The sequence below is a fragment of the Lacrimispora sp. genome (assembly GCF_046972725.1).
Classification (GTDB): Bacteria; Bacillota; Clostridia; order Lachnospirales; family Lachnospiraceae; genus Lacrimispora.
Genome location: NZ_JBKVXF010000003.1, coordinates 314,357 through 341,297, shown reverse-complemented (window position 1 = coordinate 341,297; position 26,941 = coordinate 314,357). Strand labels below are relative to the sequence as shown.

Genomic DNA, 26,941 nt, shown 5'->3' with positions numbered 1-26,941 from the left:
TTTTCTACTCAGACTGGTCCTCACTTGCCTTGGCTCCAGTGCTCAGCCAGCGCAGATAGGCATACATAAACGGATCCAGAGCGCCGTCTAAAACGCTGTTGACATTGCCGGTTTCCGCATTGGTTCTGTGGTCTTTCACCATCGTATAAGGCTGCAGAACATAGGAACGGATCTGGTTTCCCCAGCCGATTTCAGTCACATCGCCCCGGATGCCGGAAAGCTTTTCTGCATTCTCCTGTTGCTTCAACAGATAAAGCTTTGCTTTTAACATCTGCATGGCCTTGTCCTTGTTCTGGAACTGGGAACGTTCATTCTGGCACTGAACCACGATTCCGGTGGGAAGATGGGTAATGCGGATGGCAGAAGAGGTTTTGTTGATATGCTGTCCGCCGGCTCCGCTGGAACGGTAGGTATCAATTCTTAAATCCTCTTCGTTGACCTCCACATCAAGGTCTTCTTCAATATCCGGCATAACATCGCAGGAAACAAACGAAGTCTGCCGTTTGCCTGCCGCATTAAACGGAGAGATGCGCACCAGACGGTGAACCCCCTTTTCGGATTTTAAATAGCCGTAGGCATTGATTCCGTTTACCTGAATGGTAACAGATTTGATACCGGCCTCATCTCCGTCAAGGTAATCCAGCACTTCCGTCTGAAAGCCCTTTTTCTCTGCCCAACGGCAGAACATACGGTACAGCATGCTGCACCAGTCACAGGATTCGGTTCCACCTGCACCTGCATTTAACTTCAGAATCGCATTGTGACTGTCGTATTCTCCGGATAAAAGAGTGCTTATGCGCATCGCTTCCAGCTTTTCCTTAAACTCTGCCAGCATCTCTTCCACTTCCGGAATCAGAGAAGGATCATTCTCCTCGTTCCCCATCTCAATCATCACACCGATATCTTCGTATTGCTGCTCCAGATCTTTATATCCCTGGACCGTATCCTTTAAATTCTTGGCAAGCTGAACGATCTTCGTGGATTTCTCCGGATCTTCCCAGAAGCCCGGTTCCTCCATGGACTTATCCAGCTCATCGATTCTCTTTAACTTATTATCTAAGTCAAAGTGAATCCCTCACTTCCACTAATGGTTTTTGAAACGTTGATAATTCATATTTGTACTGATCTAACTCTACCACTGTGTCACCCACTTTCTGATTATATTATTTATAAATACAAAATTGGGGTCCGCCCTTATGCAGATGCGAACTCCAATTTTATAAAAATACTATACTAATTTACGTCCGCAGCACTGCTTGTACTTTTTACCGGAACCGCATGGACAGGGATCGTTGGGATAAACCTTTGCCTCGATCTTTTTGACAGGCGCTTTCGGCCCGCTTTCATCCTTATTGGTTCCCGTCACCTTGGCAGCAGCTTCTCTTTCTACCTTCTGCTCTACCCTGATGTGGAACAGGACTCTTACGGTTTCCTCACGGATTGCCGCAGTCATCTCATCAAACATCTGATATCCGCTCATCTTATATTCCACCAGCGGGTCTCTCTGGCCATAAGCCTGAAGACCGATGCCCTGGCGCAGCTGGTCCATATCATCGATATGGGACATCCATTTATTATCGATTACCTTTAACAGAATGACGCGCTCGATCTCACGGATCTGTTCTGCATCGGGGAACTCTGCTTCTTTGGATTCATAAAGCTTGATGGCCTCTTCCTTCAGCATGTGCTTCAGTTCGTTTTTCTTAATCTTTTTATCTTCCGGAAGTGTTACAGGATTTAAGGGAATCACGGGAAGAAGAAGGGTATTCAGTTCATTTAGATCCCATTCTTCCGGCGCCTGATCTTCGCTGACGCAAAGATCCACTGCATTCTCCACAATATCAGTTACCATCTTTAAGATGACATCACGCATATTGTCTCCGTCTAACACCTTTCTTCTCTCAGCATAAATAACTTCACGCTGGTCGTTCATGACCTCATCGTATTTTAAAAGGTTTTCACGGATTCCGTAGTTGTTCGTCTCTATCTTCATCTGTGCCTTTTCAATGGCGTTGGACAGCATCTTATGCTCGATCTCCTCACCTTCCGGCACACCTAATGCATTAAACATGCTCACCAGACGTTCAGAACCGAAGAGACGCATCAGGTCGTCTTCCAGAGAAATATAAAATCTGGATTCACCCGGATCGCCCTGACGGCCGGCACGGCCACGGAGCTGATTATCAATACGGCGGGATTCATGGCGTTCTGTACCGATGATCTTTAAGCCGCCTGCTGCCTTTGCTTCGTCATCAAGCTTAATATCCGTACCACGGCCTGCCATGTTGGTAGCAATGGTGACTGCTTTGTGAATACCTGCATCCGCAACGATTTCCGCTTCCAGTTCATGATATTTTGCATTCAGGACTTTATGAGGAATGCCCCGGCGTTTTAACATATTGCTGAGCATCTCGGAAGTCTCGATGGTAATCGTACCAACTAAAACCGGCTGTCCTTTTTCATAAGCCTTCTCAACTTCATTGCAGACCGCCTCAAACTTCTCTTTCTTCGTCTTATACACGGCGTCTTCCCTGTCGATACGGGCAATCGGACGGTTAGTCGGAATGGAAATGGCATCCATGCCGTAGGTATTACGGAATTCCTTCTCTTCTGTAAGAGCGGTACCGGTCATACCTGATTTCTTTTTATACTTATTAAAGAAGTTCTGGAATGTAATGGTTGCAAGGGTCTTGCTTTCTCTGCGGACATTTACATGTTCTTTTGCTTCGATTGCCTGGTGAAGACCGTCAGAGTAACGTCTTCCGGGCATGATACGTCCGGTAAATTCATCTACGATCAACACTTCATCGTCTTTTACCACATAATCCTTGTCTCTGAACATCAGGTTATGGGCGCGAAGAGCCAGAATAATATTATGCTGGATCTCCAGATTCTGAGGATCGGATAAGTTTTCAATGTGGAAAAACTGTTCTACTTTTGCCACACCCTGCTCGGTCAGGTTAACTACCTTGTCCTTTTCATCCACGATGAAATCGCCGGTCTCTATGATTTCCTCTCCCATGATGGCTGCCATCTTGGAAAATTCACCGGAGGTCTCTCCACGCTCCAGCTGACGGGCAAGTATATCACAAACTTCATATAACTTTGTGGATTTTCCGCTCTGTCCGGAAATAATAAGGGGTGTTCTGGCTTCATCGATCAGCACAGAGTCGACCTCATCAATAATACAGAAATCCAGATCTCTTAAAACCATCTGTTCTTTATAGATGGCCATATTATCTCTTAAATAATCAAAACCAAGTTCATTATTGGTTACATAGGTGATGTCGCAGTTATAGGCAGCCCGTCTTTCATCAGAATTCATGGAGTTCAAAACAACGCCTACGGTAAGACCCAAGAACTCATGGACCCGTCCCATCCATTCCGCATCACGCTTTGCCAGGTAATCATTGACCGTAACGATCTGAACACCTTTGCCTGCAAGTGCGTTCAAGTACGCCGGACAGGTAGAAACCAGGGTCTTACCTTCACCGGTCTTCATCTCTGCAATACGTCCCTGATGAAGAACGATTCCGCCGATCAGCTGCACACGGAAATGTTCCATATTAAGAACTCTTCGTCCGGCTTCTCTCATGGTGGCAAAAGCTTCCGGCAATATATCATCAAGAGTCTCGCCTGCAGCCAGTCTCTCTTTAAAAAGCTTTGTATTGTTCCTAAGTTCTTCATCCGTAAGGGCAACCATAGCCGGACGAAGAGCCTCTATCTTATCCACAATGGGATTGATCAATTTCAATTCTCTTTCACTATGAGTTCCAAATATTTTTTGAACGAGGTTCATGTTTCATTCTCCTACTCTTCTTAACTAGATACACGGTATAATCCTGTATATTGTAGCACTAACCGCACCTTAATTCAATGAATTCATAAAAAATTAACATTCTGGTAATAATAAGACCATATCCTGCCAGCTCCTCCCTTTTTTTCCACGGCAAACAGCGGCAAAACAGAAAATAATTATGGTCAACCTGACACATTGCACAAAAAACATGTTCGATTCTTTGATTTTCCACATTATCCACATCCAATTGTGTATTTTCCCCCCATTTTTATCCCCACCATTTCCTCCCATAAATATTGAAAAAAACAGTTATACACCAAGTTATCCACATTATCCACATTTTTTCTCCACATATTCCCAGAAATTCTTGGAAGCTGCCAATGCTTGAGATTTTTGTATACTTGTCATAAAATTTCCTTTTTCGACGGAAAATTCCATTTTTCCCTTGACTTTTTTTAAGTCCCATCTATAGTTTTTCAATAAATTGATAAAATATAAGTAAATACATTTCACAAAAAATTCACATTAATTATCTTAAAACTTTACAATGTCATTGAATTATTCTCATAAATATGTTATGCTATAACTATCTTAAGAAAAAGGAGCTGATGACTTATGCGTTTTACAATTACAGGAAAGAATATTGAGGTCACATCAGGGTTACGGGAAGCGGTGGAAGACAAGCTTGGAAAATTAGATCGTTTCTTTGCTCCTGCAACAGAAGCTACAGTAAGACTCAGCGTACAAAAGGAAATCCAGAAAATCGAAGTGACAATTCCAGTGAAAGGACATCTTATCCGGGCAGAGGAATCCAGCACAGACATGTATGTATCCATTGATCTTGTGGAGGAGATCCTGGAACGGCAGTTGAAAAAATACAAGAACAAGCTCATCGACAAGAAACAGAATACCCCTTCCTTCTCCAAAGCATTTATTGAGGAAGAGAATAACAATGATGATCATGTAGAGATCGTGAAATCAAAGAAATTCGCAGTTAAGCCAATGGATCCGGAGGAGGCATGTGTTCAGATGGAGCTTCTGGGACACAGCTTTTTCGTATTTTTAAATGCAGACACAGACGAAGTCAATGTGGTCTATAAAAGAAAAGGCGGTTCCTACGGACTCATTGAACCGGAATTTTAACATAAAAAAGCAGCCAGGACAAAAACCTGGCTGCTTTTTAATTTGCCTGAATTCTCGTTAAATACCGTTCGACACTGGTAATCGCATTGGCGCCGTCAGATACTGCCGTCGATATCTGTCTCAACTGCTTGGTACGGACATCACCTACTGCAAAAACTCCGGGAACATTGGTTTCACAGTCTTCTCCTGCTTTGATATAGCCGTGATCCATCTCTACCAGATTGTTAAATGCTTCACTTTGTGGGTTAATGCCTACCGCAATGAACACTCCGTCAACAGCCAGCTTTCTGGTTTCTCCTGTATTGGCGTTCTTTATAGTCAGGGATTCGACCTGATCTCCGCCTTCGATCTCCTCTACAACCGTATCCCAGATGATCTCGACGTTATCCTGATTAAACAGCTGCGTCTGTAAGGTTTTTGCTCCTCTTAACTGATTTCTTCTATGAATTAAGTAAACCTTTTTACACATTCTGGCTAAAAAGATGGCGTCTTCAATGGCTACATCACCGCCGCCTACAACTGCAGCCACCTTATTGCGGAAAAATGCGCCGTCACAGGTCGCGCAGTAGGAAACGCCCATACCCGTCAGTTCTTCTTCTCCGATTACGCTTAATTTCCGGTGCTGTGCCCCGGTTGCAATGATGACAGACTTTGTCACATATGTCTTTTCTTCTCCCACTACGGTAAACTGCCCGTCAGCAGCTTCGATCCGAAGAACCTCATCGTTGACGAATTCTGCTCCCAGCTTCTCGGCATGTTCCCTGAATTTTATGCCAAGATCATAACCGTTAATGCCTGGAAGTCCCGGATAGTTATCCACTTCATAGGTATTAAGGATCTGGCCGCCGCTTGCCATCTCTTTTTCGATTACAATCATCTTGAGCTCAGCTCTTTTTCCATAAACTGCAGCAGTAAGTCCTGCCGGCCCGGAGCCGATAATTACTACGTCATAAATTTCGTTCATATTTATCTACCTGCTTTCTTAATTCATTCTGATATTTATTTGTCTGTATTCATTATATCTTACTGGCCATGAAGTATGCAATGCCTGATCCATGAGAAAACGAAAATGTATAAAAAGACTTTTTTGCCTTTCTTGCAATGTATCTGCCGATTTGATAAAATAACGGTATCAAAAACTGACAGAAAGGGGAATATTTATGTCCAGGAAAACGGTACTTATCACCGGCGCTTCCCGGGGAATCGGAAAAGCCATTGCCGTGAAATTTGCAAAAAAGGGTTATAATGTGGTCATCAACTGCCTGCACAACGAAGAACGGCTGCTGCAGACCAAAAAGGAACTGGAGACTTATCAGATCTCCTGCCTTTCCTATATGGGCGACATGGGTGACATCACACAATGCCAGGAACTGTTTGAACAGATACGCAAGCAGTTCGGTACTCCTGATGTTGTGGTCAACAACGCCGGAATCTCCTACATCGGACTGCTGCAGGAGATGAGCACAGATGCCTGGGACCGTATCATACGCACCAACTTAACCTCTGTGTTCAACTGCTGCAAGCTGGCTATTCCCGGAATGGTGGAAAAGAAATCGGGAAAAATCATCAATATCTCTTCCGTATGGGGTGTGGTCGGAGCTTCCTGCGAAGTCGCTTATTCTACGACCAAGGGAGGAATCAATGCTTTTACCAAGGCTTTAGCCAAGGAACTTGCTCCCAGCAACATTCAGGTCAATGCCATTGCCTGCGGTGCCATTGATACTGAGATGAATCAATTCTTAGAAGAAGACGAACTGATCGCTCTCATCGATGAAATCCCCACCGGCAGACTGGGCAAAGCAGAAGAGGTGGCAGACCTTGTTTACCATCTGGGCTATAAAAACGCTTACCTGACCGGACAGATCATCGGCCTTGACGGGGGCTGGATATAAGCTGACAACCCCTTACTAAATCATATGTTGCAATTGAAATGCTGTACACTGGACCGGCAAGACATACTATTTGCAGTATTGGTTTTGTCAAATTAAATTATATCAAATTAATATCATTTTGTCAAGCGTTCCGTACCTCCTGTACGGAATGCCTTTTATTGTACCGGGAAGTCCGAAGAACTTTCCTATATAAAAAGCGTTCGGATAAGAACTTCTTTCCCGAACGCCTTGTTTTTTATAACTGATTTTTAAACTTCTGGTTTTTCAACTTCAACCACTGCTGACTTCTGCATAGGAATCCTGCAGTTTTTGTTATTGCCGAACTCAACGATAACCGTATCGTCTGTCATATCGATGATGACTCCGTAAAAACCGCTGGTAGTCAGAACACTGTCACCGATGGCAATGTTTGAAAGCATCTCCTGCTGTCTCTTCTTCTCTTTTTTCTGGGGTCTGATTGCAATAAAATACATAAAGCCAAAGATTACTGCGATGTAAAGAACCCAGAAACCCATGCCCATAGTACCGCCTGTTGCTAATAACATAACCATTTCCTCCTTATATAGACCCGCCGCCTTGCGCGGTATCCTGTCCTACTTTTCGGATTGAGCTTCCATCATGCCGGCAAGCTTCTTCTCCTTATATTCCCCATAACGCTGATGATCGATTGCGTCACGAATCTCTTCCATCATTGTATTATAAAAATACAGATTATGCAAGACACATAATCTCATACCAAGCATTTCTTTTGCCTTTAACAAATGCCTGATATAGGCCCTGCTGTAAGAACGGCAGGCCGGACACTGACAGCCTTCTTCAATGGGTCTGCGGTCCAGTTCATATTTGCTGTTAAACAGGTTTCTTTTCCCCTGATTGGTATACACATGTCCATGGCGTCCGTTTCGTGACGGATAAACACAGTCAAAGAAATCCACGCCCCGCTCTACAGACTCTAAAATATTGGCGGGAGTTCCCACTCCCATCAGATAAGTAGGCTTATTTTCCGGAAGATAAGGAATCGTCTCTTCCAAAATCCGGTACATCTCCGAATGGCTTTCTCCAACGGCAAGCCCTCCTAAGGCATAGCCATCCAAATCCATGGCAGAGATGGTCTTTGCATGGGCGATCCGGATGTCTTCATAGGTTCCACCCTGATTGATTCCAAATAACAGCTGTTCCTTATTAATGGTGTCCGGCAGGGAGTTAAGCCTGTTCATCTCCACGCGGCAGCGTTCCAGCCATCTGGTAGTACGGTCTACACTGTTTTGCATGTATTCCCTGGTCGCCGGATGAGGCGGACATTCGTCAAATGCCATTGCAATCGTGGAAGCCAGATTGGACTGAATCTGCATACTTTCCTCCGGACCCATAAATATCCTGCGTCCGTCGATATGGGACTGGAAGTATACGCCTTCTTCTTTGATCTTTCTCAGTCCGGTCAGGGAAAATACCTGAAATCCGCCGGAATCCGTAAGGATCGGCTTGTCCCAGTTCATAAATTCATGAAGGCCCCCAAACTGCCGGATCACCTTATCTCCGGTGCGGACATGAAGATGATAGGTGTTAGACAATTCCACCTGGGTCTTAATCTCCCGCAGATCATCGGTAGATACCGCTCCTTTGATGGCTGCTACGGTTCCCACATTCATGAACACCGGAGTCTGGATCGTTCCATGGACAGTGGTCACCTCTGCACGCTTGGCACGGCCGTCCTTTTTTATAATCTTATAATTCATAGATTGTCCCTTACTTTGGTTTCCTGTATTTTCAGTTACTTCGCAGAATTGGGCCGGATCATTCTTCAGCCAGAGCTGCCTTTATCATAATTGCACATTCGATCCGTTTCTTCTGCATCTCGCAGCCGATATCGTAAGCGTCGGTAATGTTGCCATGGAAGTTAAAGGAATTGGCTGCACAGCCGCCGCTGCAGTAAAATCTGGCAAAACAATCACGGCATTTATCTTTTGCGTATACGTTGCAGAGCTTGAATTCATCGCGGATTTCCGTATTGGTCAGACCGGTATCCACATTACCGAGAAGGAATTTCTCCTGACCCACAAACTGGTGGCACGGATAAAAATCGCCCCAGGGAGTTACTGCCAGATACTCGGTTCCAGACCCACAGCCGGCAAGACGTTTTGCAACGCAGGGCCCCTGCTGCAGATCAATGTTGAAATGAAAGAAGTTAAAGCCTTTTCCTTCCTTCTTTCTCTTAATGTACTCCACGGCAAGTTTATCGTACTCATCAAGGATCTGAGGAAGATCTTCTTCTTTGATGGCGTAATATTCTTCCGGCTGGGCAACCACAGGCTCGATGGACATACTTTCAAATCCAAGGTCTGCAAATTCGAGAACATCTTTTGCAAAGTCCATATTTCCTCTGGTAAAGGTACCTCTGATGTAATAGTCCTTGTCTCCGCGAATCCTGGCAAACTTCTGGAATTTGGGGACAATCAGATCATAGCTTCCTTTTCCGTTGCGGAAAGGACGCATCTTGTCATTGACTTCTTTTCTTCCGTCAAGACTCAATACCACATTGCTCATTTCCTTATTGCAGAATTCCATGATCTCGTCATTTAAAAGAACCCCGTTGGTGGTCATGGTAAAACGAAAGTTCTTATTATATTCTTTCTCTTTTGAGCGGCCGTATGCAACAAGCTGCTTGACAACTTCCCAATTCATCAGCGGTTCCCCGCCAAAGAAGTCCACTTCTAAGTTTCTGCGGTTGCCGGAATTGGCAATCAGGAAGTCTAATGCTTTTTTCCCCACTTCAAAAGACATGAGGGCGCGGCGGCCGTGATACTCTCCTTCCTCAGCAAAGCAATACTGGCATGCCAGATTACAGTCATGAGCAATATGTAAACAAAGGGCTTTGACAACCGTCTTTCTCTTTTTAAAATCGACTATATAATCGTGGTACACATCTTTTGTAAACAGTTCTCCCGCATCGATCAAATACTGGATCTCCTCCAGTGCTTCCATCACTTCCGCCTCTCCATAGGTTTCCCTCAGACGGCTTAAAATCTCTTTCTTTGCGTGTTCTGATATTTTTTCCGGTTTCTCCATCTCAGGCACCAGGTCCTGTGCGATGGAAACCGCATCATACATCACAGGATCAACAGAATGGACCGAACCGCTGTTGACATCCATAATAATATGGAAGCCATTATTCATATATTGATGAATCACTTGTATTCTCCTTAATGAAAAGGTTTACACCTTTATTGATTTTGGCAGACAAGCGAAGGAACCCCTACTGTCTAACGACCGTAGGGGGCATCTGCTTCTCTGCCTTATGGCTGCTCTATACAGTTTTAACTAACGGTTGCTGTTCTCACAGCTCTGATTTCCTACTGTACAGGATGTCTTGCAGGCTGACTGGCAGGAAGTCTGGCATTCTCCGCAGCCGCCTTTTTTCATGGATTCTTTTAATGTACTGGAACTTAATGTTTTTACGTGCTTCATAAACTTACACCTCCTGTATTTTACATAATTCCATGAGATTATACCACATGTTTTTTCGTAGTGCAAGATGAAATGGAGGGGTAAGACAGGCAGGGATTCCTTATTTTAAGCCAAACATCTTAGAATATCCGCCATACCGGCAGAATATACTGAACCATAAGACAAGATGTGAGGTGTAATCAAATGGAAAAATCAAAGCTTCAGGTCACATTAAGAAACCTGCTCATCACCTACATACTGACCGGAATCCTGCTTGTTGTCCTGGCCTTAGCGCTTTATAGATTCCAGTTAAAGGAAGGACAGATCCGTCTGGGTGTGAATGGGGTTTACATTATTACCTGTCTCATCGGTGGAATCCTGATGGGGAAAAGCATACGGCAGAGAAGATTTTTTTGGGGGCTATTGCTGGGACTATTGTATTTTGCAGTTTTGCTGGTGGTATCCTTTATGCTGAACAAAGGGCTTAACGGATCTATGAATCAGATCCTGACTACCATGGCGATCTGCGCGGCCAGCGGGACTGCAGGGGGGATGTTAAGCTGAAGATATGAAAAAATGAAATCCCGGGGAGGCCGCGGGATTTCATTTCCAGCCAGCTTGATGGTGGAACGCAGGGCTTTAAGGTAAATTTATTGCAGACGCCATTCTGATTTTTTATTTAATTTGTTTATGAAGTCGGCGTAGACCTTTCCAAGGGCCAGCAGTTCTTCGTGGGTTCCCCGTTCGGTGATTTGTCCGTTTTCTACCAGAAGTATCTGGTCGGCGTTTTTTATGGTGTGGAGGCGGTGGGCGATGACAAGGAGTGTCTTTCCTTTGACGAGCTCAGTGATCGCTTCCTGGATATAGCTTTCGTTGTCGCTGTCTACGCTGGCTGTGGCTTCGTCCAAAATGATGATGGGGGCGTCCTTTAGTATGGAGCGGGCGATGGAAATTCTTTGTTTTTCGCCGCCTGACAGAGTTGCTCCGGCTTCGCCTACGGGAGTGTCAAAGCCGTTTGGCAGCCTTGTGATAAAGTCATAGCACCGGGCTTTTCTGGCAGCTTCGTATACCTCTTCTCTGGTTGCGTCTTGTCTCCCCATTCGGATGTTATTGTATATGGTATCTTCAAAAAGATACACTCTTTGAAATACCATGCTGATCTGGCTCATCAGGGTTTCCATGGAAAGCTGGCGGATATCGGTTCCTTTGTAATAGATGGCCCCCTCTTTTACGTCCCAGAATCTGGCCAGAAGACTGGCAATGGTGGTTTTTCCGGAACCGCTGGGCCCTACGATGGCTGTCATGGTGTTTTTCCGGAGCTTGAAGCTGACCTTCTTTAAAACGTTTTTCCCTCCGTAGGAAAAGCTGACATCTTTAAATTCAACCTCGCCTTGTGCATTATTTGCAAGGGGCAGGTTGTTATTTTTTGTGTCAGGCAGCTGGGGTTCTGAAAGAATCTGGTCCATTCTGTCCAGACAGCTGTTCATAATGCTCAGACTTGCCGACTCCTGGAACAGGGCTTTTAAGGGGTTGAACATTTCAAAAACAAATAACAGGACTCCGATCAGATATGGGAGGGACAAGGAATGATTGGTGTAGAGCCAGACGGAGGTTCCAAAAACTCCTGCCATTCCTAATGCATAAATGGTGCTGAGCCCCATCATCCAGGGAGCAATCCGCTCTTCAAAGGTAATGTTTTTATCTCTGGATTTTCGGAAGCTCTGGCTTAGCTCTTTTGATTTTTCTCCCAGCAGGTTATAGCTTTTTATGACAGATATCCCTTCAATAAATGACAGAACGGATTCTGTCAGTTCTTCGCTTTGCTCCTGCCTGATGGCAGCTTCCTGTGAGGATACATGGTTCATTTTTACTGCGGCAGCATATGCGGCTGCGGTTATGAAAAGTACGATAAGGCCCAGAGGGATGCTTAAGTAGAACATAAACAGGATCAGGATTATGGCTGAAAATAAATAGGTCATGATATTTGCAAGTTTCATCATGATGTTTTCTTCTATGAAAAGCATATCTGTTGCAAGGACAGAGCTGATCTTTCCGATGTTTCCCTCTGTAAAGTATCCCATGGGCAGCTTTCTTAAATGCTCTCCAAGCTCCATTCTTTTATCGGCAAACAGAAGATATCCGGCTCCGCTTTGCAGCCTGTCACTGATGTGATGAAAGATCATCTGCAGGCTGACCGTAAGGATCATGGCAATGCCTGCATACATGCAGTCCATCCCTTTCACCGTCCCATCATAAAATTTACTTAATATGACAAATGCATAGACGATGGGCATCTTTGCAAGGATGGCTTCCAGTATGGAAAACAGAAAAGCGGTCTTTATCCTTGTTTTGTATTTTCCTGACAGGGTCAGGATTCTTGACAGCATCTCTTTGATCATTTATGCTTCCTCCCTTCCAAGTTTCCAGTCTGCGCTCTTTTGATTGGCGTTCCATAAGGTCTGGTATGTTTTGCTGTGATGTAACAGCTCCTGGTGGGTTCCCGCCGCGGCTACTCTTCCTTTTTCCATGACACATATCTGACTGGCATGAATCACCGATGAAAGACGGTGTGCAATCACCAGAAGGGTCTTATGTTCCACAAGCCTTGATATGACTGCTTCCATCTTTTCTTCATTTTCCGGATCGGAAAATGCGGTGGCTTCATCTAACACCACAATAGGGGCATCTTTTAAAATGGCTCTTGCCAGGGTGATTCTCTGCTTTTCTCCGCCGGACAGCTGATTACCGCAGTCCCCGGCCATGGTATGAAACCCTTCCGGCAAAGCATTTATGAAATCCAGGCATTGGGCCTGCCTTGCCGCTTCTTTTACTTCTTCATCGGTGGCATCGGGATTTCCTATGCGGATGTTCTCCATCAGACTGATATTAAATAAAAAGTTGTCCTGAGAGACATAGGAAATCAGATTATTCAGGGCTTCTAAGCTCATTTGGCAGATGTCCTGTCCTCCGATACGAATCGTCCCTTGATTGACGTCATAATAATGGATGAGCAGTTTCGCCAGAGTACTTTTGCCTGATCCTGACTCCCCTACAAGAGCCGTCATGGTATTTTCTTTCATCGTCAGATTCACATTGTGGATTACTTCTGTATCACCGTATCCAAAGGTGACATTTGTAAAGCTCACACTATAATCGGTCCCTTGAAAGCTTTCTTTTCCTGCCTTTAACTCTTCATGTTCCAAAAGATTCTCCAGAGCTACGATCTTATACTGGATCTGCGGGGCCAGAGACAGAAGCGACATGGTTCTCAATAGAGGGATTCCTATGCTGAGGGAAAGGCACAGGATCAGAATAAACGCTGCCAGGCTGGAGTACCCCTTAAGGACAAAATAAGAGCCAATGGGGAGCGTCAGTAAAAGGGTGCTTGGAATCAGTACTCCATACCCTGCCATAAAGGGCCAGCAGGCACGGAACCATCTCAGGGTGAAATCCCGGTAGTTCATTACTGCTGTTTTGTATTTTTCATAGGATTCCCCGCTTTTATTAAATACCTTTACTACCTCCATTCCGTTGATGTATTCAATAATGGTGTTATTCATGATCTGTGCGGAACGGTAATAGTCATCCATTCTCTTTTTTCCAATGGCGTACATAGCCATCATGGACAGGATTCCAAGGGGCAGAGAGCCCAGCGTCAGCAGAGCCAGCTTCCAGTCGGCAAGAAACATGACAAGGTAAATGACCAAAACGCCCATGACATTTGATATGCCTTCCGGCAGTCCGTGGGCGAGAAGCAGTTCCAGGCTGTCAATATCGTCGACAAACATCTTTTTCATGACGCCAACACCTTTTGCCTGTATCACACCAAGAGGCTGCTTTTCTAACTTTTCCTGCAAGGATATCCGCAGGTTCATCAAAGTTCCGTAGGCTGCTTCATGAGATAACGCCAGACCTTTTCCATACAATACTCCCTGCAGAGTCAGACTTAAAAGCACTCCAAGGGTCTGCAGCAGGAGACTGGTTCCATTTATCTGTTCTCCCCGGATTGCCGGCAGCAGGATCTGATAGGCAAACAGAAACGGAATTACTCCCATGAAAATGGCTGCAAGCAGAATAAAAACTGAGCATACGGTTTTCTTATTATTTTCTTTTCCATAATAAAAGAGCTTTCGCAGCATAATACTTTCTCCCTTCTTTGTTCCATAAAAATTGGATTGGTTAGTTTTATCTAACCAATCCAATTTTAAGGTACTTCCTGTTTCATTTCTACCTGATATGGACACAAATACTCACTTTAGACATCTTTTAATCACTGCTGCTTCTGTACTGGCTGGGAAGAACCCCGTAGATCTCTTTAAAGGTCCTTGTAAAATTACTGGGATTTTCATAGCCTAATATTCTTCCGATTTCCAATATGCTCTTATCTGAATGCTTCAGGTATTCTCCTGCCTGATTCATTCTGGTGATTCTCAAAAACTCATAGGGCGGATACTGAAACATCTGTTTAAAGCACTGTTTAAAAATGGTGGAGGATATTCCAAAGTTCCTGCAAAGCTCCAGCACCGTATAATGCTTTGACAGATCCATTACAATCAAATCCTTGATTCTTCTTGTCTTTTCCATCTGTTCACTGGAAAAGACCCGCTGCTCATTCTCAATCCGAATGTCTTCCTGTATGATCTTATGGAAAAATTCCAGCAGCTTCAATTTAAGAAGCCCCAGTTCATGATTGTATAGATGCTTATAAAACTCTTCTGCTACCCCCAGGATTCCTTCTCCGCAGGCAAATACCTTCGACTGCTCTGACCGGGGCAGTATGCCGAGGAAACCGTTCATATCAAAATCAAATTCCCGGGACCACCATTCCATTAAGGTCTGGTCAAAATATTCGGGAAATAAGAGAATGCTAAATCCCTGCAGACCGTCTGTTGTCATTCTTGAATCCAGACTTTTCTTGCAGCTGTTTAAAATGACCACGTTTCCCGGAGATGCATAGCAGATCTCATTTTTTTTAAGCTGCGCCTGATAGACTCCGCTGCAATTGTAAGAAATCTGATAGACCCTTCCCTTCAGCTTCCACTCTCCGGACCAGACATACCGTTCCTTAAAATCACTGAGTATAATATCTATTCCAGGATATAAATGATATAAAATCATCCGGCTGCTGGAATTTTCCTTATTCATAGTATATATGATCTGATGGGAACTTTCATAAATGATCCGCAATCCTAAATCCTTGTCTATAACATTCATCTGGCTGCTCCTTTTTGTGGTGACGAATACAAGTTAGCCTTTGCTAACCTTATACTATCACGGCAATAAAAGTATGTCAATTTGGAAAAGGAATGCAAAAAAAGCAGCTGTCCGGGAAAACAGCCGCTTCTCATATCAACGTTCACGAAATGTTCTTATAAGTTCTACAATCAACAGGATCACAGCTCCCAGGAAGATGAATATATCACCCAGATTGAATACAACCTTTTTGAGCTTTCCAAATTGGAGGCTGAAATAGTCAACCACATAATGACGGAAAAGTCTGTCGTATAAATTGCTTATGGCACCTCCAAGTGCTATGGATAATGCAAGCTTTTCTGCCAGTCTTCCTTTTCTCTGGAGAAGCCCTGCCAGCATTCCACCGATAAAGGAAGACACGGTCAGCGGAATGATCTGGACCAGTTCCGGATGGTCTTTCAGATAACCGAACGAAAAACCCGGGTTATGATTCTTGTATAACAGGACCTTGCCGTTGGTTCCCTTCATTTCTTTGGGGAAATCACTGGCTTCCTGTTCTTCGATGGAACTTTTTATAAAAAGGTCCACGGCTGCCAAACATACGATGAGACCGATAAATATCATGGCGTACACTCCTTCCGAACTTATTATCTCCATCTTACTGTACTTTTTATGCTTCGTCCAGTAATTCCTTATCTAGGCTTAAGCATTCAACCCTCTCATCTGGATAAGAGGGCCTCCCTTTTTTTCCAGATAAGCCCGGGTAATGACAACGGAGCCAATATTTGGATCTTTGGGAATCTCATACATGATATCCAGCATGAAATTTTCGATTATGGCGCGTAATGCTCTGGCACCGGTCTTCTTCTGAAGCGCTTCCTCTGCGATCCACTCTAAGGCATCGTCTTCAAATACAAGCTCTACCTCATCAAGCTCCAGAAGTTTTTTATACTGCTTTAAAATAGCATTCTTCGGTTCTTTCAGCACACGGATCAGTAAATCCCTGTTCAGGGATTCCAAGGTGACCGTTATGGGAAGACGGCCTAGAAACTCCGGAATCATGCCAAATTTCCTTAAATCTTCATTGGTCACACGGGACAGAATATTCGCATCCTTCTCATACCGATCTTTTAATTCTGCGGAAAAACCAATGGAGGATTTTTCTTTCAAACGTTCTTTGATAATGTCTTCCAGGTCCGGGAACGCTCCGCCGCAGATAAAGAGTATATTCTCTGTCCGCACAGAGGTCATTGGAGTAAGTGCATTTTTCTGATTGGAGCCTACGGGAACCTCCACGGTGCTTCCTTCCAGCAGCTTTAACAGCTCCTGCTGCACAGATTCTCCGCTGACATCCCTGCTGCTTGTACTTTTTTTCTTTGCAATCTTATCGATTTCATCAATAAAAATAATCCCCCGTTCTGCCTTGTCCACATCATTGTCCGCCGCTGATAACAGCTTGGATACAACGCTTTCTATATCATCACCGATATATCCGGCTTCTGTCAATGAGGTGGCATCAGCGATAGCCAGGGGAACATCAAGAAGCTTTGCCAGAGTTTTTACCAGATAAGTCTTTCCGCTTCCTGTAGGGCCAATCATCAGAATGTTGGATTTTTCAATCTGTACATTCCCCTCTTCATCCTTCTGGTTCCCGTTCACCAGATAAACTCTCTTATAATGATTATAAACCGCTACAGATATGACCTTCTTGGCCTGTTCCTGTCCGATGACATACTCATCAAGCTTCTGGCGGATGATATGAGGCGCAGGGATATCCTTTAAATTCATCTCCGGCTTTGGTTCCTTTTCCGGCCTCTTTTTGATTTTCTGCTTTTTGGGGATATCAAGGTCCTGGTTGTTTAACTTTCCAAGATCACTGAAATTAAAATTCATATATGGCATATTGGGAATCTTGCTTATATCAAATCCGCCCTGAGTAACTGAATCAAAAGCCTTCTGCATACAATCATGACACAGATTCATGGAGCCTGGCATGGAAACCATGGGGCCTGTTACGCGTTCCGGCCTCCGGCATACATAGCAGACTTTTTCGTATTCATCCTCTTCCTTCTTCTTATCTTCTCCATCAGAGCCCTGGACTGTACTATCTTCCATCTTCTCCTCCAGTAAATCTTTATCGTCCAATCTATATTCTCCTTCTGTCTGTAGTTATATACTTCATACAAGAATATTATAAAGCATTTAAAACGCTCCTACAAGTGCCGGCAGGGAATTTAGACTTTTTTAATGAATGAAAGACTTCCCATGCCAAACACCTTTGACACAGGAAGTCTTCTTTTTATTAATTTTGAGGCTGAGGCTCTGCAGGCCGGTTGCCAAGTGTAATATTTACATTTCTTTCTACATACTGGCCATTTTCCAGAGACTGAACCGTAAGAGCCACTGTGGTTCCGCCTTTATAATATTTCAGCATATTTGTCAGATCGTCATAGGTCTTAATACTCTGTCCGTCAAACTTTGTGATAATATCCTTTTCTCTTAAGTCAGACTTGCTGGCTGCGCCGCCTTCCACGATCTTATAGATGAATACGCCCTGCGGCATACCGAGCTGCTGGCTGGTGGCGGCATCAATGTTCTTGCACTGGATTCCAAGATATCCCTGTTCTCCATCGGCTACCTGAGTCCTTGTGGTTCTGGTCATCAGGGTATCAATAATGGCCTGTGCCTTTGAAATAGGAATTGCATAGCCCATTCCTTCCACATCAGTAGAAGAGTATTTTGCAGAATTAATACCAATTACCTCTCCCTGCATATTTAAGAGGGCACCGCCGCTGTTGCCGGGGTTGATTGCCGCATCGGTCTGGAGAAGGTCCTGATTGGTCCCGTCCTCTGTCTGAACCGAACGGTCAAGGGCACTGATATATCCGACAGTCACCGACTGGCCGTAGCCAAGAGCATTACCGATTGCAACAACTCCCTGGCCAACCTTTAGGGTATCCGAATTCCCAAGAGAAGCAATTGCAATCTTTGAAAGGGTATCAGAAGCAATGTCTTTTAAAGGAACTGCTATCACTGCAAGATCGGTGTCTGCATCGGTTCCTTTGATGGCTGCATCAACAGCAACCTGGTCAATAAAAGTGACCTTTAATGCCTCTGCTCCTTCAACCACGTGATTGTTGGTTACAATCAAAAGTTCACTGTCATTCTTTCCTACGATAATACCGGAGCCGCTTCCCTCTCCCTCTCTCTGCATGGGGCCGAACCAGGTCTGGCTTTCATAGACTACCTTGCTGGTAATTGCGACCACCGAAGGCATGGCTTTGTCTACAATACCGGACACATCATTGACACCGCTGATGGCTGAGGTGTTGGAGGCAGGGGCTGGGGCCGTAGTAGAAACGGTTTCTGCTTTGTTGATCTCAACGGAATTTTTATTTCCATAGGCACCTGCGGCATAGTTGATACCGACCATAGTACTTCCGGCTATGACGCCAAATACAAGGGCTCCGCTGACAAGAGCTGCTGCTTTCTTTACAAAGCCTCCTTTCTTGCGCGGAGGCACTTCTTCATAAGCGGACGGCCCTGCTGACTTGCGGAATTGATATTCCTGATAATGGGGAATGTTCTGTTGCGCCGGCTTAGGGTCCGGATCCCTCATTACAAAATTTGTATTAACCGGATTCTCTTTATGCTCTTCAGGATTTAAGCTGCCTGTATCTTTGTTATCGTCAAACATAATATCTATCTCCTTTCCTGTATACTCATTATTTTTTTGATAATCACAGTCTATCAATGAATTGTGACCAATTTGTGATAAAAATATATTGAATATGTGAAAAGGAGCAGACTGGTACTGTTTTAACTTGCAGGCGGAGCAGGTACTATGGGTGCCTCTGTGTTCCCTCCGGCAGTTCCATTCCCCGGCTGTGGGGAAGTTATTTCACCAGGACCGGCGGAATTGCCTGTTGTTGTCTCTGCTGCCCTTGTCTCATGAGGAGCCGTGGTCTCGTGGGCAGTGGTTGTCTCATGGGCAGCCGTTGTCTCGTGGGCAGTGGTTGTCTCGTTTTTACCAGGTCCATGAGAACCGGAGGTTGTTTCTGTGTTCCCTCCGGAATGAGCCGGCCGGGTCTCTCCCGGTCTGGTTTCATAGGGCGAGGATTCGGTCGGTCTGGTTTCCTTTGTTTCGCCATTGCTGACTCCCGGACCGTTCTTAATTGGCTTCCCGTTGGCATCGGTCTCCGGTTCAGAGCTTTCCTGAGTGGAGGATTCTTCCGCTTCAGAGGTTTTTACATCTCTGGTTTCTTTCGTTTCCTCCGTTTTCTTCTTTGTGCTGCCTTTCGTTGTACTTGATTTATCGTCTGCATCGATACCTTCTTTGTACATACCGGAATCTGCAGCTATTTTGGCACTTATCTTTTTCACCATATCGGAAGGTTGATAATTTTCCTTACCAAAAAGGAAATTATGAAGTTCTGAAACATTAGTAACAAGAGTCTGCGGAATTACACAGTCTCCCTTCTTTCCCATCTTTAATGTTCCAAGTGTAAATGGAAAGCCTTTCGTTTCTCCAATATGATACTTGGTGATATCCATAAGAAGTTCTGTGAAATCACTAAATGTCAGGTTGGTTCCCACCTGTTCCACTTCCATTAACAGAATGCGGTTGAGAAGACCTAAATCTGATTTTTTTGCCTTTTCAAACGACTCCTTGATTATAAGACGCTGACGTTCCGTTCTCTGAAAATCCGTATCCATCTTTCGCAGCCTTGCATAAGCCACTGCCTGAACACCGTCAAGATGATTATACCCTGCTGACTTTAAATGGACAGAAGGTACTCCCGTTTTTTTCACTGTCTCGGTAATAAAGCCGTTAATATAACGAAATTCTGCCTTTGTAATATTTACATCCACGCCACCCAGCATATTGATGCCATCGGCAACAGATTTCCAGTTAAAGGTTACATATTCAGAAATATCCAAATCCAAATTTTTATTCAAAGCCGCCAGTGCCTGGGAAGGTCCGCCGACTGCATAGGCGGAATTGATTTTGTTATAAGTATTCCCATCATTGGTATTAAGATATGTATCACGGAATATGGATACAAGCCGGATCTCTCCGTTGTCCCTGTTAATGTTACATATCATAATAACATCGGCATTGGTTCCTTTATTTACATTCCCGTCGCGGCTATCCACGCCGAAAACGGCAATGGTCCGGTATCCGGTCATATGCTTTTTCTGCTCGGCAGACATCTCTTCATTCCGGACCTGCTTTTCATCAAAGTTATCCGGGCGCTGGATGGCTCCCATAATTCTTGCAACATATGCATAGGAAAAAATAAGTGCCAGAGTAAATAATTCGGCAATTGCCAGAAGAATGACCCGTTTGATTTTTCTTTTTCTGCCGTTATGGGAAGCACCGCGGCTGGACGCCGATGGTTTCTCCCTGGCCGGAATTCTTGACTGCTGTCTGGTGCCGCCGTCTCCGATCACAATCTGCCTTCCCGCTGCTGACCGGCTTCTGTTTTGTTGATTTCCAGATGCCTTGCCAGGGCGGGGTATCCCCTGACCTGCAGCACGGTTCCCTGTGGAGGATTCTGCCCTGTGGGGTGGTGTTTTTGCACCGCCGGTTTTTTCCTCTTCAAATTCTTCATAGTCATCATCCAGGTAGTAATCTCCATCGGACGGATCTGGTTTTGAATTATCCCCGTGTCTTCCCCTTTTTCTTTTCTCACGGTCTAATTCATCATCAAATTCATTTTTCATTTATTTATCCTCATCCTAATCGTCTCGTATCCAATATCAGTACGCGTTTTTATTAACAAACCCTTTGAATATTGTCAAAAACAGAATTTTAAAATCATATCCCAGGGTCCAGTTTTCAATATAATACAAATCGTGTTCGATCCGTTTTGTAATGGAAGTGTCTCCCCTTAAACCATTGACCTGTGCCCAGCCTGTAATTCCCGGGCGCACCTGATGTTTGATCATATAGCGGGGAATCTCTTCTTTGAATTTTTCAACAAACAGAGGCCGTTCCGGCCTTGGGCCGACCAGACTCATATCGCCCCGAAGGACATTGAAAAACTGCGGCATCTCATCAATGCTTGTCTTTCGGATAAACCGTCCCACCGGCGTTACCCTGGAGTCATGAGGGGTCGTCCATTTATTCTTTTCTTCTGATGGCGGCTGGACCACCATGGAACGGAACTTATACATTTGAAAGGGCCTGTTGTGAAGGCCTACACGGTCCTGCTTGTAAATAAGCGGACCCGGAGCTGTCAGCTTTATGAGCACTACGGTCAGCAACATAACAGGAGAAAACAGAATCAGTGCTACCGTTGCTCCTACGATGTCCACTGCCCTTTTTACCATTGCATTTACAGGGTCAGTGAGGGGCACCCGGCGGATATTGACCACCGGAAGTCCCTGCAAGTCCTCGATATAAGGTCTTGTAGGAATCATGTTATTATAATCCGGAATAAATTTGGTATGAACTCCTGATTTTTCACAGGAGGCCACGATTTTCTCTAAATTGGCATACTCGTCGATACTCAGGGTGATGGCAATCTCATCTAAGGAGTTTAAAGCCAGAATCTCGTCCAGATCCCGGATTTTTCCGATGACATTCACCCCCTTGTATCCGCTTCCCCACTCTTTTTTATTATCCAGAATGCCTTTGATCTGATACCCCCATTCGGGATTTAAAAGCACCCGGTCAATAAAGCCTTCTGCCGCACGGCTGTAGCCGATCAAAAGAATGTGCTTCTGGTTATAACCCTTCGAGCGCATGGACCGCAGTATGCTGCGGATCAAATTCCGTTCCGCCGTTTCCATGATAACGTTGACGGCAAAGAAATAAAATACCATCCGGGTGGAAAACTCACGGAAATAAGGGTTCTTCTTGACTAAAAATAAAAACAGGGTAAAGAGCAGTACTCCCAGTAAATTGGCTTTTAAAATATTGGCGAACTCATACCGCCTTGCCTGAACCCTTTTCGGCGCATACAGATGGAAGAAGCCGTAAAGCAGCAGGTAGGCCGGCAATAGTACAAGAAGCGCCGCAAAATAGTACTGTGGCGGCAGAACCCCCTTATTGGGGCTGAACAACTGGTTGCCGAGCAAAAGAAACAGCCAGGCAATGACATAGGAAAGAATAATGACCAATCCGTCCAGCACTACATGAAACCCGTTAAATTTTTTCTGATTATCCTTTATCATAGCAGCAAAACCTTCCATTCGTGCATTGCACCGTATTTCTCCATGATAATTCCCGTTTATTATACATGATATGTTGTTATAGTTCTATAAAATATTTCTTAATATGACCTGTCAATTTTTAGTTTTCTTCGTAAAAATTCCCAAACATAGAGGAAGGTTCCAAGAATCAATTCGATTTCAATTGTTACATAATTGAAAAACCGGGACATTTGAAACCGGACCTTTTTTGTGCTCCGGACCGTCCGCAGACCTTCCTTTAAACCAGCCAAATAATCAGATTCAAATCCGATTTTCCGGAAAAACAGATATTTCACAAATATTCCTAACATAAGCGGCGGCAGATTCAAAAGAAGCTGCAGAACAGGCATATTTTTATAATTTAAGTAAATATTATTTCTGGCGGCAAGTTTGACCTTAAAGGAATTGTACTTGGAACCGCTGGTTCCGCTTCCCACATGGTAAACCACCGCAGAGGGACAGTATACATTCTCATAGCCGTGGATCTTTGCACGGTAGCCGACGTCTATATCTTCCAGATAGGCAAAATGGGCTTCATCAAATCCGCCGATCTCATCAAATACCGCTCTGCGGTAGATGGCGGCCCCGGCACAGGCTGCAAATACACTTCTTGGCTTTTTATAGCCCCGGCTGCTCTGGCCTACGCCTCTTTGATATGCCCAGCCAAGCACGCTGTACATATCTCCGGCATCGTCCATCAGTTCCTTATGATGGAGCTGAATCATCTTGCTGCTTGCGGAAAATATCTTCGGAGACCGGTCCATCATGCGGACCAGTTCCTTTACATAATCCGGCTGCGGCTCGGTATCATTATTCAATAAGATGACGTAAGGAGTCTTTGCCTGGCGGATTCCTATATTCACGGCACCGGAAAAACCGGTATTTTCTTCCAGAAAAATCGTTGGAATCCTATGTTCCTTCAGCCATTCCACGCTGCCGTCTTTAGAACCGTTATCAACCACAAGAAGCTCAAAGTTTTTCTCACTTTGAGATTCGAGGGCTTTCATACAGGGTTCCATGAATTTTAATCCATTATAATTCGGAATAATGATGGTCACTTTTTTCTGCATCTCATACCTCAAGTTTATAGGGTTCTCCGATTTTTTCTTTCCGGAGGTCACGAAGGGCAAAGTTGGATTTACGCAGGGTCAGATTTGGATTGTAATAGGGGTCTCCGTCTCTTAAGATATCCGGCCATTTATCAGAGAATTTTTTGATCTCCCGGTTAAAGCGGGCTATCTTTTCCGGTGTATCCTCCAGTCCCCTTGATTTGGATTCATAATGATAGAACAAGGCATAAGGCGCATAGACCACCAATTTATTCAGGGAACGGATCTTCATGCAATAATCAATGTCATTAAAAGCGACGGCTAAATCTTCAGAAAAGCCGCCCACCTTGTCAAATAAGGAACGCTTGCTCATCATACAGGCAGCGGTTACGGCGCTGTAATTCCTGGCACACATGGCCTGGTTAAAGTAGCTGCTTTCCGATTTATGAAGCCCAATAAAGGTATGTCCTGCAATGCCGCCAAAGCCAACGACCACTCCGGCATGCTGAATGGTGTCATCCGAATAGAGAAGCCTTACCCCCACAACTCCCACGTCCTCCCGCTGGCAGAAGCCTAACATCTCGGTAATGCTATCCGGATTAATGATCTCCGTATCATTATTTAAAAACAGAAGATATTCGCCTTTTGCATAGGTGACGCCAAAGTTATTGATGGCAGAATAGTTAAATTCCTTCTCCCATTTCACCACATGGACAAAATCAAATTCTTTCTGGATCTTTTCATAATATTCAAAGGTTTCCGGTTCCGTACTGTTATTTTCCACAACAATGAACTCCAGATTCTTATAGGTTGATTTATCAATCACCGAGCGCATGCAGAGATCCAGATCGGCAGAATGGTCCTTGTTCGGGATAATGACAGATACCAGAGGATCTCCTGTGATTTCAAAGACCGAATGATAAATGCCGTAATCAATGCCTTTTTCAACAGACAAAGCCTTTACTCCGATCCGGTCATAATGGGCTTTTACCGCTCTCGCCCCTGCCTCAAAGGCATATAATTTGCTTTCCGGATTGCTGGCTGTAGAGTTCTGGTGGCAGCGCCAGTGATACAGTGCCTTTGGCACATGGTAAATCCTTCTGGCCTTTTCCGTACAGCGAAGAATAAAATCATAATCCTGTGCTCCGTCAAATTCTTCCCTGAATCCGCCCACTTCCAAAAGCAGTTCGTGGTTCACCACGAATAAATGACAGATGTAGTTGACGCTGGTTAAAAGATCAGGGTTAAAATCAGGTTTGAAATGAGGCTCAAATAATTCTCCCCCGTCTATATCAAGCTTGTCTTCATCGGTGTAGACAACGTCGATCTCAGGGTCGGAATTAATGGCTTTTACACATTCATATAAGGCATTGGGGGCCAGGGTATCGTCATGGTCCGCCAAAACGATAAAATCTCCGGTTGCCATCTCAATAGCCGCATTGGTATTCCCGGAAATCCCTTTATTCTCTCCAAGGATCAGATAGCGGATTCTTTCATCTTTTAATGCGTACCGCTTCAATACCCGTTCCACACTTTCTCCTTTCGGGCTTCCGTCTGCGATACACACCTCCCAGTTTGTGTAGGTCTGGCCCAGCAGAGAATCCAGCATGGCTGCAAGAAAACGCTCCGGCGTCTTATAGGCAGGGATGACAACAGACATTTTAGGATTGTAATCAAATACTTCTTTTTTCTGTGCTTCCAGTTCTTCCTCCGAAGGTTTTGTCAGCTCATACCATTCCGGATAGTCATAATCGCTGTCGATTCCCTGAAGCTTATGTCTGGATTTGAGCAAAAAGGCTTTGAGTCCGTTTTCCTTTAAGAAATCTGCTGCGGAATGAAACGTCTGCATATTCATCATGCTTTTCAGCTTTACCGTCTTTTTATGGGCAGAGCTGTTCTGTTTTTCGATGATCCGGGCATTTAATTTCACCCGGGCAGACTTTCCGTCACAGTGGATTACCAGAATCCGGTCTTCGTTATTCTCTCTGATATACGGAATCCTTATGTCAAATCCCAGGTCCTTTTTTGAAGTCTTCTTGAAATAGATCTGACTTACGTCGTCTCTGCGTACCGGAACATATTTGAAATCCACCATTTGCTCCTGACCGTCCAGGACTTCAAACCTTGCTTCCGATTCCAGTGTATTTCCGATGACCCAGCCATTTAACACGATGGAATTTTCACGGATTCTTGCTACATCTATCTTATATTTCATCTCTGTTCCCATCCTCCATAGAGGCTGCTGTTAGAAGCATATCCTCCTCCGGTTCATTTTCCTGCCCGGATGTAAAATTAATTCTTTCTTCTTCAATCACCAAAGGCCGTTTCATGATACGTGCATTGATGGAAAGAATGTATTCTCCCACCATACCGATAAAAAAGATCTGCACAGAACCAAGAAAGCACATGCCGATCAAAAGAGGGGCCATGCCTGCCGGGAAACGGTCCCAATACATCAGCTTCATAATCAGGTAAATCAGTGCCACCAGCATACTGGCAAAAGAACAGATGCTTCCGAATATGGTGGCAATACGAAGTCCTACCTTTGTATAGGAAGTGATACTTAACATGGCGGCATCATACAGGCGGTAAAAATTATTGCTGGTTTTTCCGGCACGCCGTTTGGGCTGTTCGTAGGGTATCTCCTTCCTCCGGAAGCCCAGCTCTGCCACAATCCCCCGCAAGAACGGCGTGGGATCATCAAGCTCTTTTAAAACCTTGATAAACCTGGCATCATAGAGTCCAAAGCCGGTAAAATGCTCGATCTGTTCCACATCAGAAAGCTTTTTGATGCATTTGTAATAACAGCTCCGAAGCCAGTACATAATCCTGTTTTCCTTGCTTGACTTCTTGATACCGATTACGATCTTATATCCATTCTCCCATTCCTTCACATACTTTGGAATCATCTCCACCGGGTCCTGGAAATCCGCTGCCATTAAAATGGTGGCGTCTCCCGTGGACTGGAGCATGGCATAATAGGGGGAGTTGAACTGACCGAAATTTTTTGCATTAAAAATTCCTTTTACCCCCTGATCCAAAGAACAAAGCTTCCTTATAATCTCTCTGGTCCTGTCCCTGGAATCATTGTCAATAAAGATGATCTCATAGCAATACTCCGGCAGTTCTTTCTTAAATACACCGGATATGGCCTGGTGCAGGGCCTCTACATTTTCTTCCTCATTGTAACAGGGAACTACGACGCTTATTGTTTTCATACG

The 26,941-nt window shown here is 44.5% G+C and carries 21 protein-coding genes; 3 read left to right on the top strand and 18 right to left on the bottom strand.

Translation table 11 applies throughout. The annotated features are described in order from the left end of the window. Positions 1-4: 4 nt before the first annotated feature. Together prfB and secA are read right to left on the bottom strand one after the other, a co-directional pair. Positions 5-1,139 (bottom strand): peptide chain release factor 2 gene (gene prfB, locus ACLTWA_RS13995; RefSeq protein WP_412328515.1). Its coding sequence is split into 2 segments (ribosomal slippage): positions 5-1,063 and positions 1,065-1,139, totalling 1,134 coding nucleotides; the frame shifts between segments, so codons are not numbered across the junction. A gap of 89 nt (positions 1,140-1,228) precedes the next feature. Continuing rightward, complete coding sequence (gene secA / locus ACLTWA_RS13990; protein WP_412328514.1) at positions 1,229-3,799, bottom strand: preprotein translocase subunit SecA; 2,571 nt, start codon at positions 3,797-3,799, stop codon at positions 1,229-1,231. A gap of 615 nt (positions 3,800-4,414) precedes the next feature. On the opposite strand from secA, the gene hpf reads away from it, so the two are divergent. After that, on the top strand, positions 4,415-4,942 hold the full coding sequence (gene hpf, locus ACLTWA_RS13985) for a ribosome hibernation-promoting factor, HPF/YfiA family (protein WP_412328513.1): 528 nt from the start codon (positions 4,415-4,417) through the stop codon (positions 4,940-4,942). Between the two features lie 37 nt (positions 4,943-4,979). Here the strand turns inward: hpf and trxB are convergent, their stop codons facing one another. Beyond that, entirely contained in the window at positions 4,980-5,906 is a 927-nt protein-coding gene (gene trxB / locus ACLTWA_RS13980; protein ID WP_412328512.1) for a thioredoxin-disulfide reductase, read from the bottom strand. 196 nt (positions 5,907-6,102) lie between these two features. Here trxB and ymfI point away from each other — a divergent pair, with 196 nt between their 5' ends. Continuing rightward, positions 6,103-6,834 carry an elongation factor P 5-aminopentanone reductase gene (gene ymfI, locus ACLTWA_RS13975; RefSeq protein WP_412328511.1) on the top strand — a complete coding sequence of 244 codons (732 nt, stop codon included), beginning with the start codon at positions 6,103-6,105 and terminating at the stop codon, positions 6,832-6,834. Positions 6,835-7,082: 248 nt separating this feature from the next. On the opposite strand, the gene yajC is transcribed toward ymfI, so the two are convergent. The 4 genes from yajC to scfA form a co-directional block, all read right to left on the bottom strand. After that, entirely contained in the window at positions 7,083-7,379 is a 297-nt protein-coding gene (yajC, locus tag ACLTWA_RS13970) for a preprotein translocase subunit YajC (protein ID WP_412328510.1), read from the bottom strand. Between the two features lie 48 nt (positions 7,380-7,427). Then, positions 7,428-8,570 (bottom strand): tRNA guanosine(34) transglycosylase Tgt, encoded by a 1,143-nt coding sequence (gene tgt, locus ACLTWA_RS13965; protein ID WP_412328509.1) that lies wholly within the window; start codon positions 8,568-8,570, stop codon positions 7,428-7,430. 58 nt (positions 8,571-8,628) lie between these two features. Further along, entirely contained in the window at positions 8,629-10,023 is a 1,395-nt protein-coding gene (gene scfB, locus ACLTWA_RS13960) for a thioether cross-link-forming SCIFF peptide maturase (RefSeq protein ID WP_412328508.1), read from the bottom strand. Positions 10,024-10,152: 129 nt separating this feature from the next. Then, entirely contained in the window at positions 10,153-10,299 is a 147-nt protein-coding gene (scfA, locus tag ACLTWA_RS13955) for a six-cysteine ranthipeptide SCIFF (protein ID WP_097003442.1), read from the bottom strand. Positions 10,300-10,482: 183 nt separating this feature from the next. Between scfA and ACLTWA_RS13950 the strand changes: the two genes are divergently transcribed. Next, on the top strand, positions 10,483-10,842 hold the full coding sequence (locus ACLTWA_RS13950) for a TIGR04086 family membrane protein (RefSeq protein ID WP_412328507.1): 360 nt from the start codon (positions 10,483-10,485) through the stop codon (positions 10,840-10,842). Between the two features lie 86 nt (positions 10,843-10,928). Here ACLTWA_RS13950 and ACLTWA_RS13945 read toward each other — a convergent pair whose 3' ends face one another. The 11 genes from ACLTWA_RS13945 to ACLTWA_RS13895 form a co-directional block, all read right to left on the bottom strand. Beyond that, on the bottom strand, positions 10,929-12,677 hold the full coding sequence (locus tag ACLTWA_RS13945) for an ABC transporter ATP-binding protein (protein ID WP_412328506.1): 1,749 nt from the start codon (positions 12,675-12,677) through the stop codon (positions 10,929-10,931). Then, positions 12,678-14,417 (bottom strand): ABC transporter ATP-binding protein, encoded by a 1,740-nt coding sequence (locus ACLTWA_RS13940; RefSeq protein WP_412328505.1) that lies wholly within the window; start codon positions 14,415-14,417, stop codon positions 12,678-12,680. A gap of 127 nt (positions 14,418-14,544) precedes the next feature. Beyond that, on the bottom strand, positions 14,545-15,492 hold the full coding sequence (locus tag ACLTWA_RS13935) for a helix-turn-helix domain-containing protein (protein ID WP_412328504.1): 948 nt from the start codon (positions 15,490-15,492) through the stop codon (positions 14,545-14,547). Positions 15,493-15,627: 135 nt separating this feature from the next. Then, positions 15,628-16,095: a signal peptidase II gene (locus ACLTWA_RS13930; RefSeq protein ID WP_412328503.1), complete on the bottom strand. Its 468-nt coding sequence runs from the start codon at positions 16,093-16,095 to the stop codon at positions 15,628-15,630. 78 nt (positions 16,096-16,173) lie between these two features. Next, complete coding sequence (gene clpX / locus ACLTWA_RS13925) at positions 16,174-17,586, bottom strand: ATP-dependent Clp protease ATP-binding subunit ClpX (RefSeq protein WP_412328541.1); 1,413 nt, start codon at positions 17,584-17,586, stop codon at positions 16,174-16,176. Between the two features lie 187 nt (positions 17,587-17,773). Continuing rightward, positions 17,774-19,168 carry a S1C family serine protease gene (locus ACLTWA_RS13920; RefSeq protein ID WP_412328502.1) on the bottom strand — a complete coding sequence of 465 codons (1,395 nt, stop codon included), beginning with the start codon at positions 19,166-19,168 and terminating at the stop codon, positions 17,774-17,776. Positions 19,169-19,290: 122 nt separating this feature from the next. Then, positions 19,291-21,198 (bottom strand): LCP family protein, encoded by a 1,908-nt coding sequence (locus ACLTWA_RS13915; RefSeq protein ID WP_412328501.1) that lies wholly within the window; start codon positions 21,196-21,198, stop codon positions 19,291-19,293. Between the two features lie 36 nt (positions 21,199-21,234). After that, positions 21,235-22,653, bottom strand: a complete 1,419-nt coding sequence (locus tag ACLTWA_RS13910) for an undecaprenyl-phosphate glucose phosphotransferase (protein ID WP_412328500.1) — start codon at positions 22,651-22,653, stop codon at positions 21,235-21,237. A gap of 98 nt (positions 22,654-22,751) precedes the next feature. Continuing rightward, complete coding sequence (locus ACLTWA_RS13905) at positions 22,752-23,741, bottom strand: glycosyltransferase family 2 protein (RefSeq protein ID WP_412328499.1); 990 nt, start codon at positions 23,739-23,741, stop codon at positions 22,752-22,754. 1 nt (position 23,742) lies between these two features. Continuing rightward, positions 23,743-25,935: a glycosyltransferase family 2 protein gene (locus ACLTWA_RS13900; protein ID WP_412328498.1), complete on the bottom strand. Its 2,193-nt coding sequence runs from the start codon at positions 25,933-25,935 to the stop codon at positions 23,743-23,745. Beyond that, entirely contained in the window at positions 25,925-26,938 is a 1,014-nt protein-coding gene (locus ACLTWA_RS13895) for a glycosyltransferase family 2 protein (protein ID WP_412328497.1), read from the bottom strand. The genes ACLTWA_RS13900 and ACLTWA_RS13895 overlap by 11 nt, the downstream gene beginning before the upstream one ends. Between the last annotated feature and the right edge of the window lie 3 nt (positions 26,939-26,941).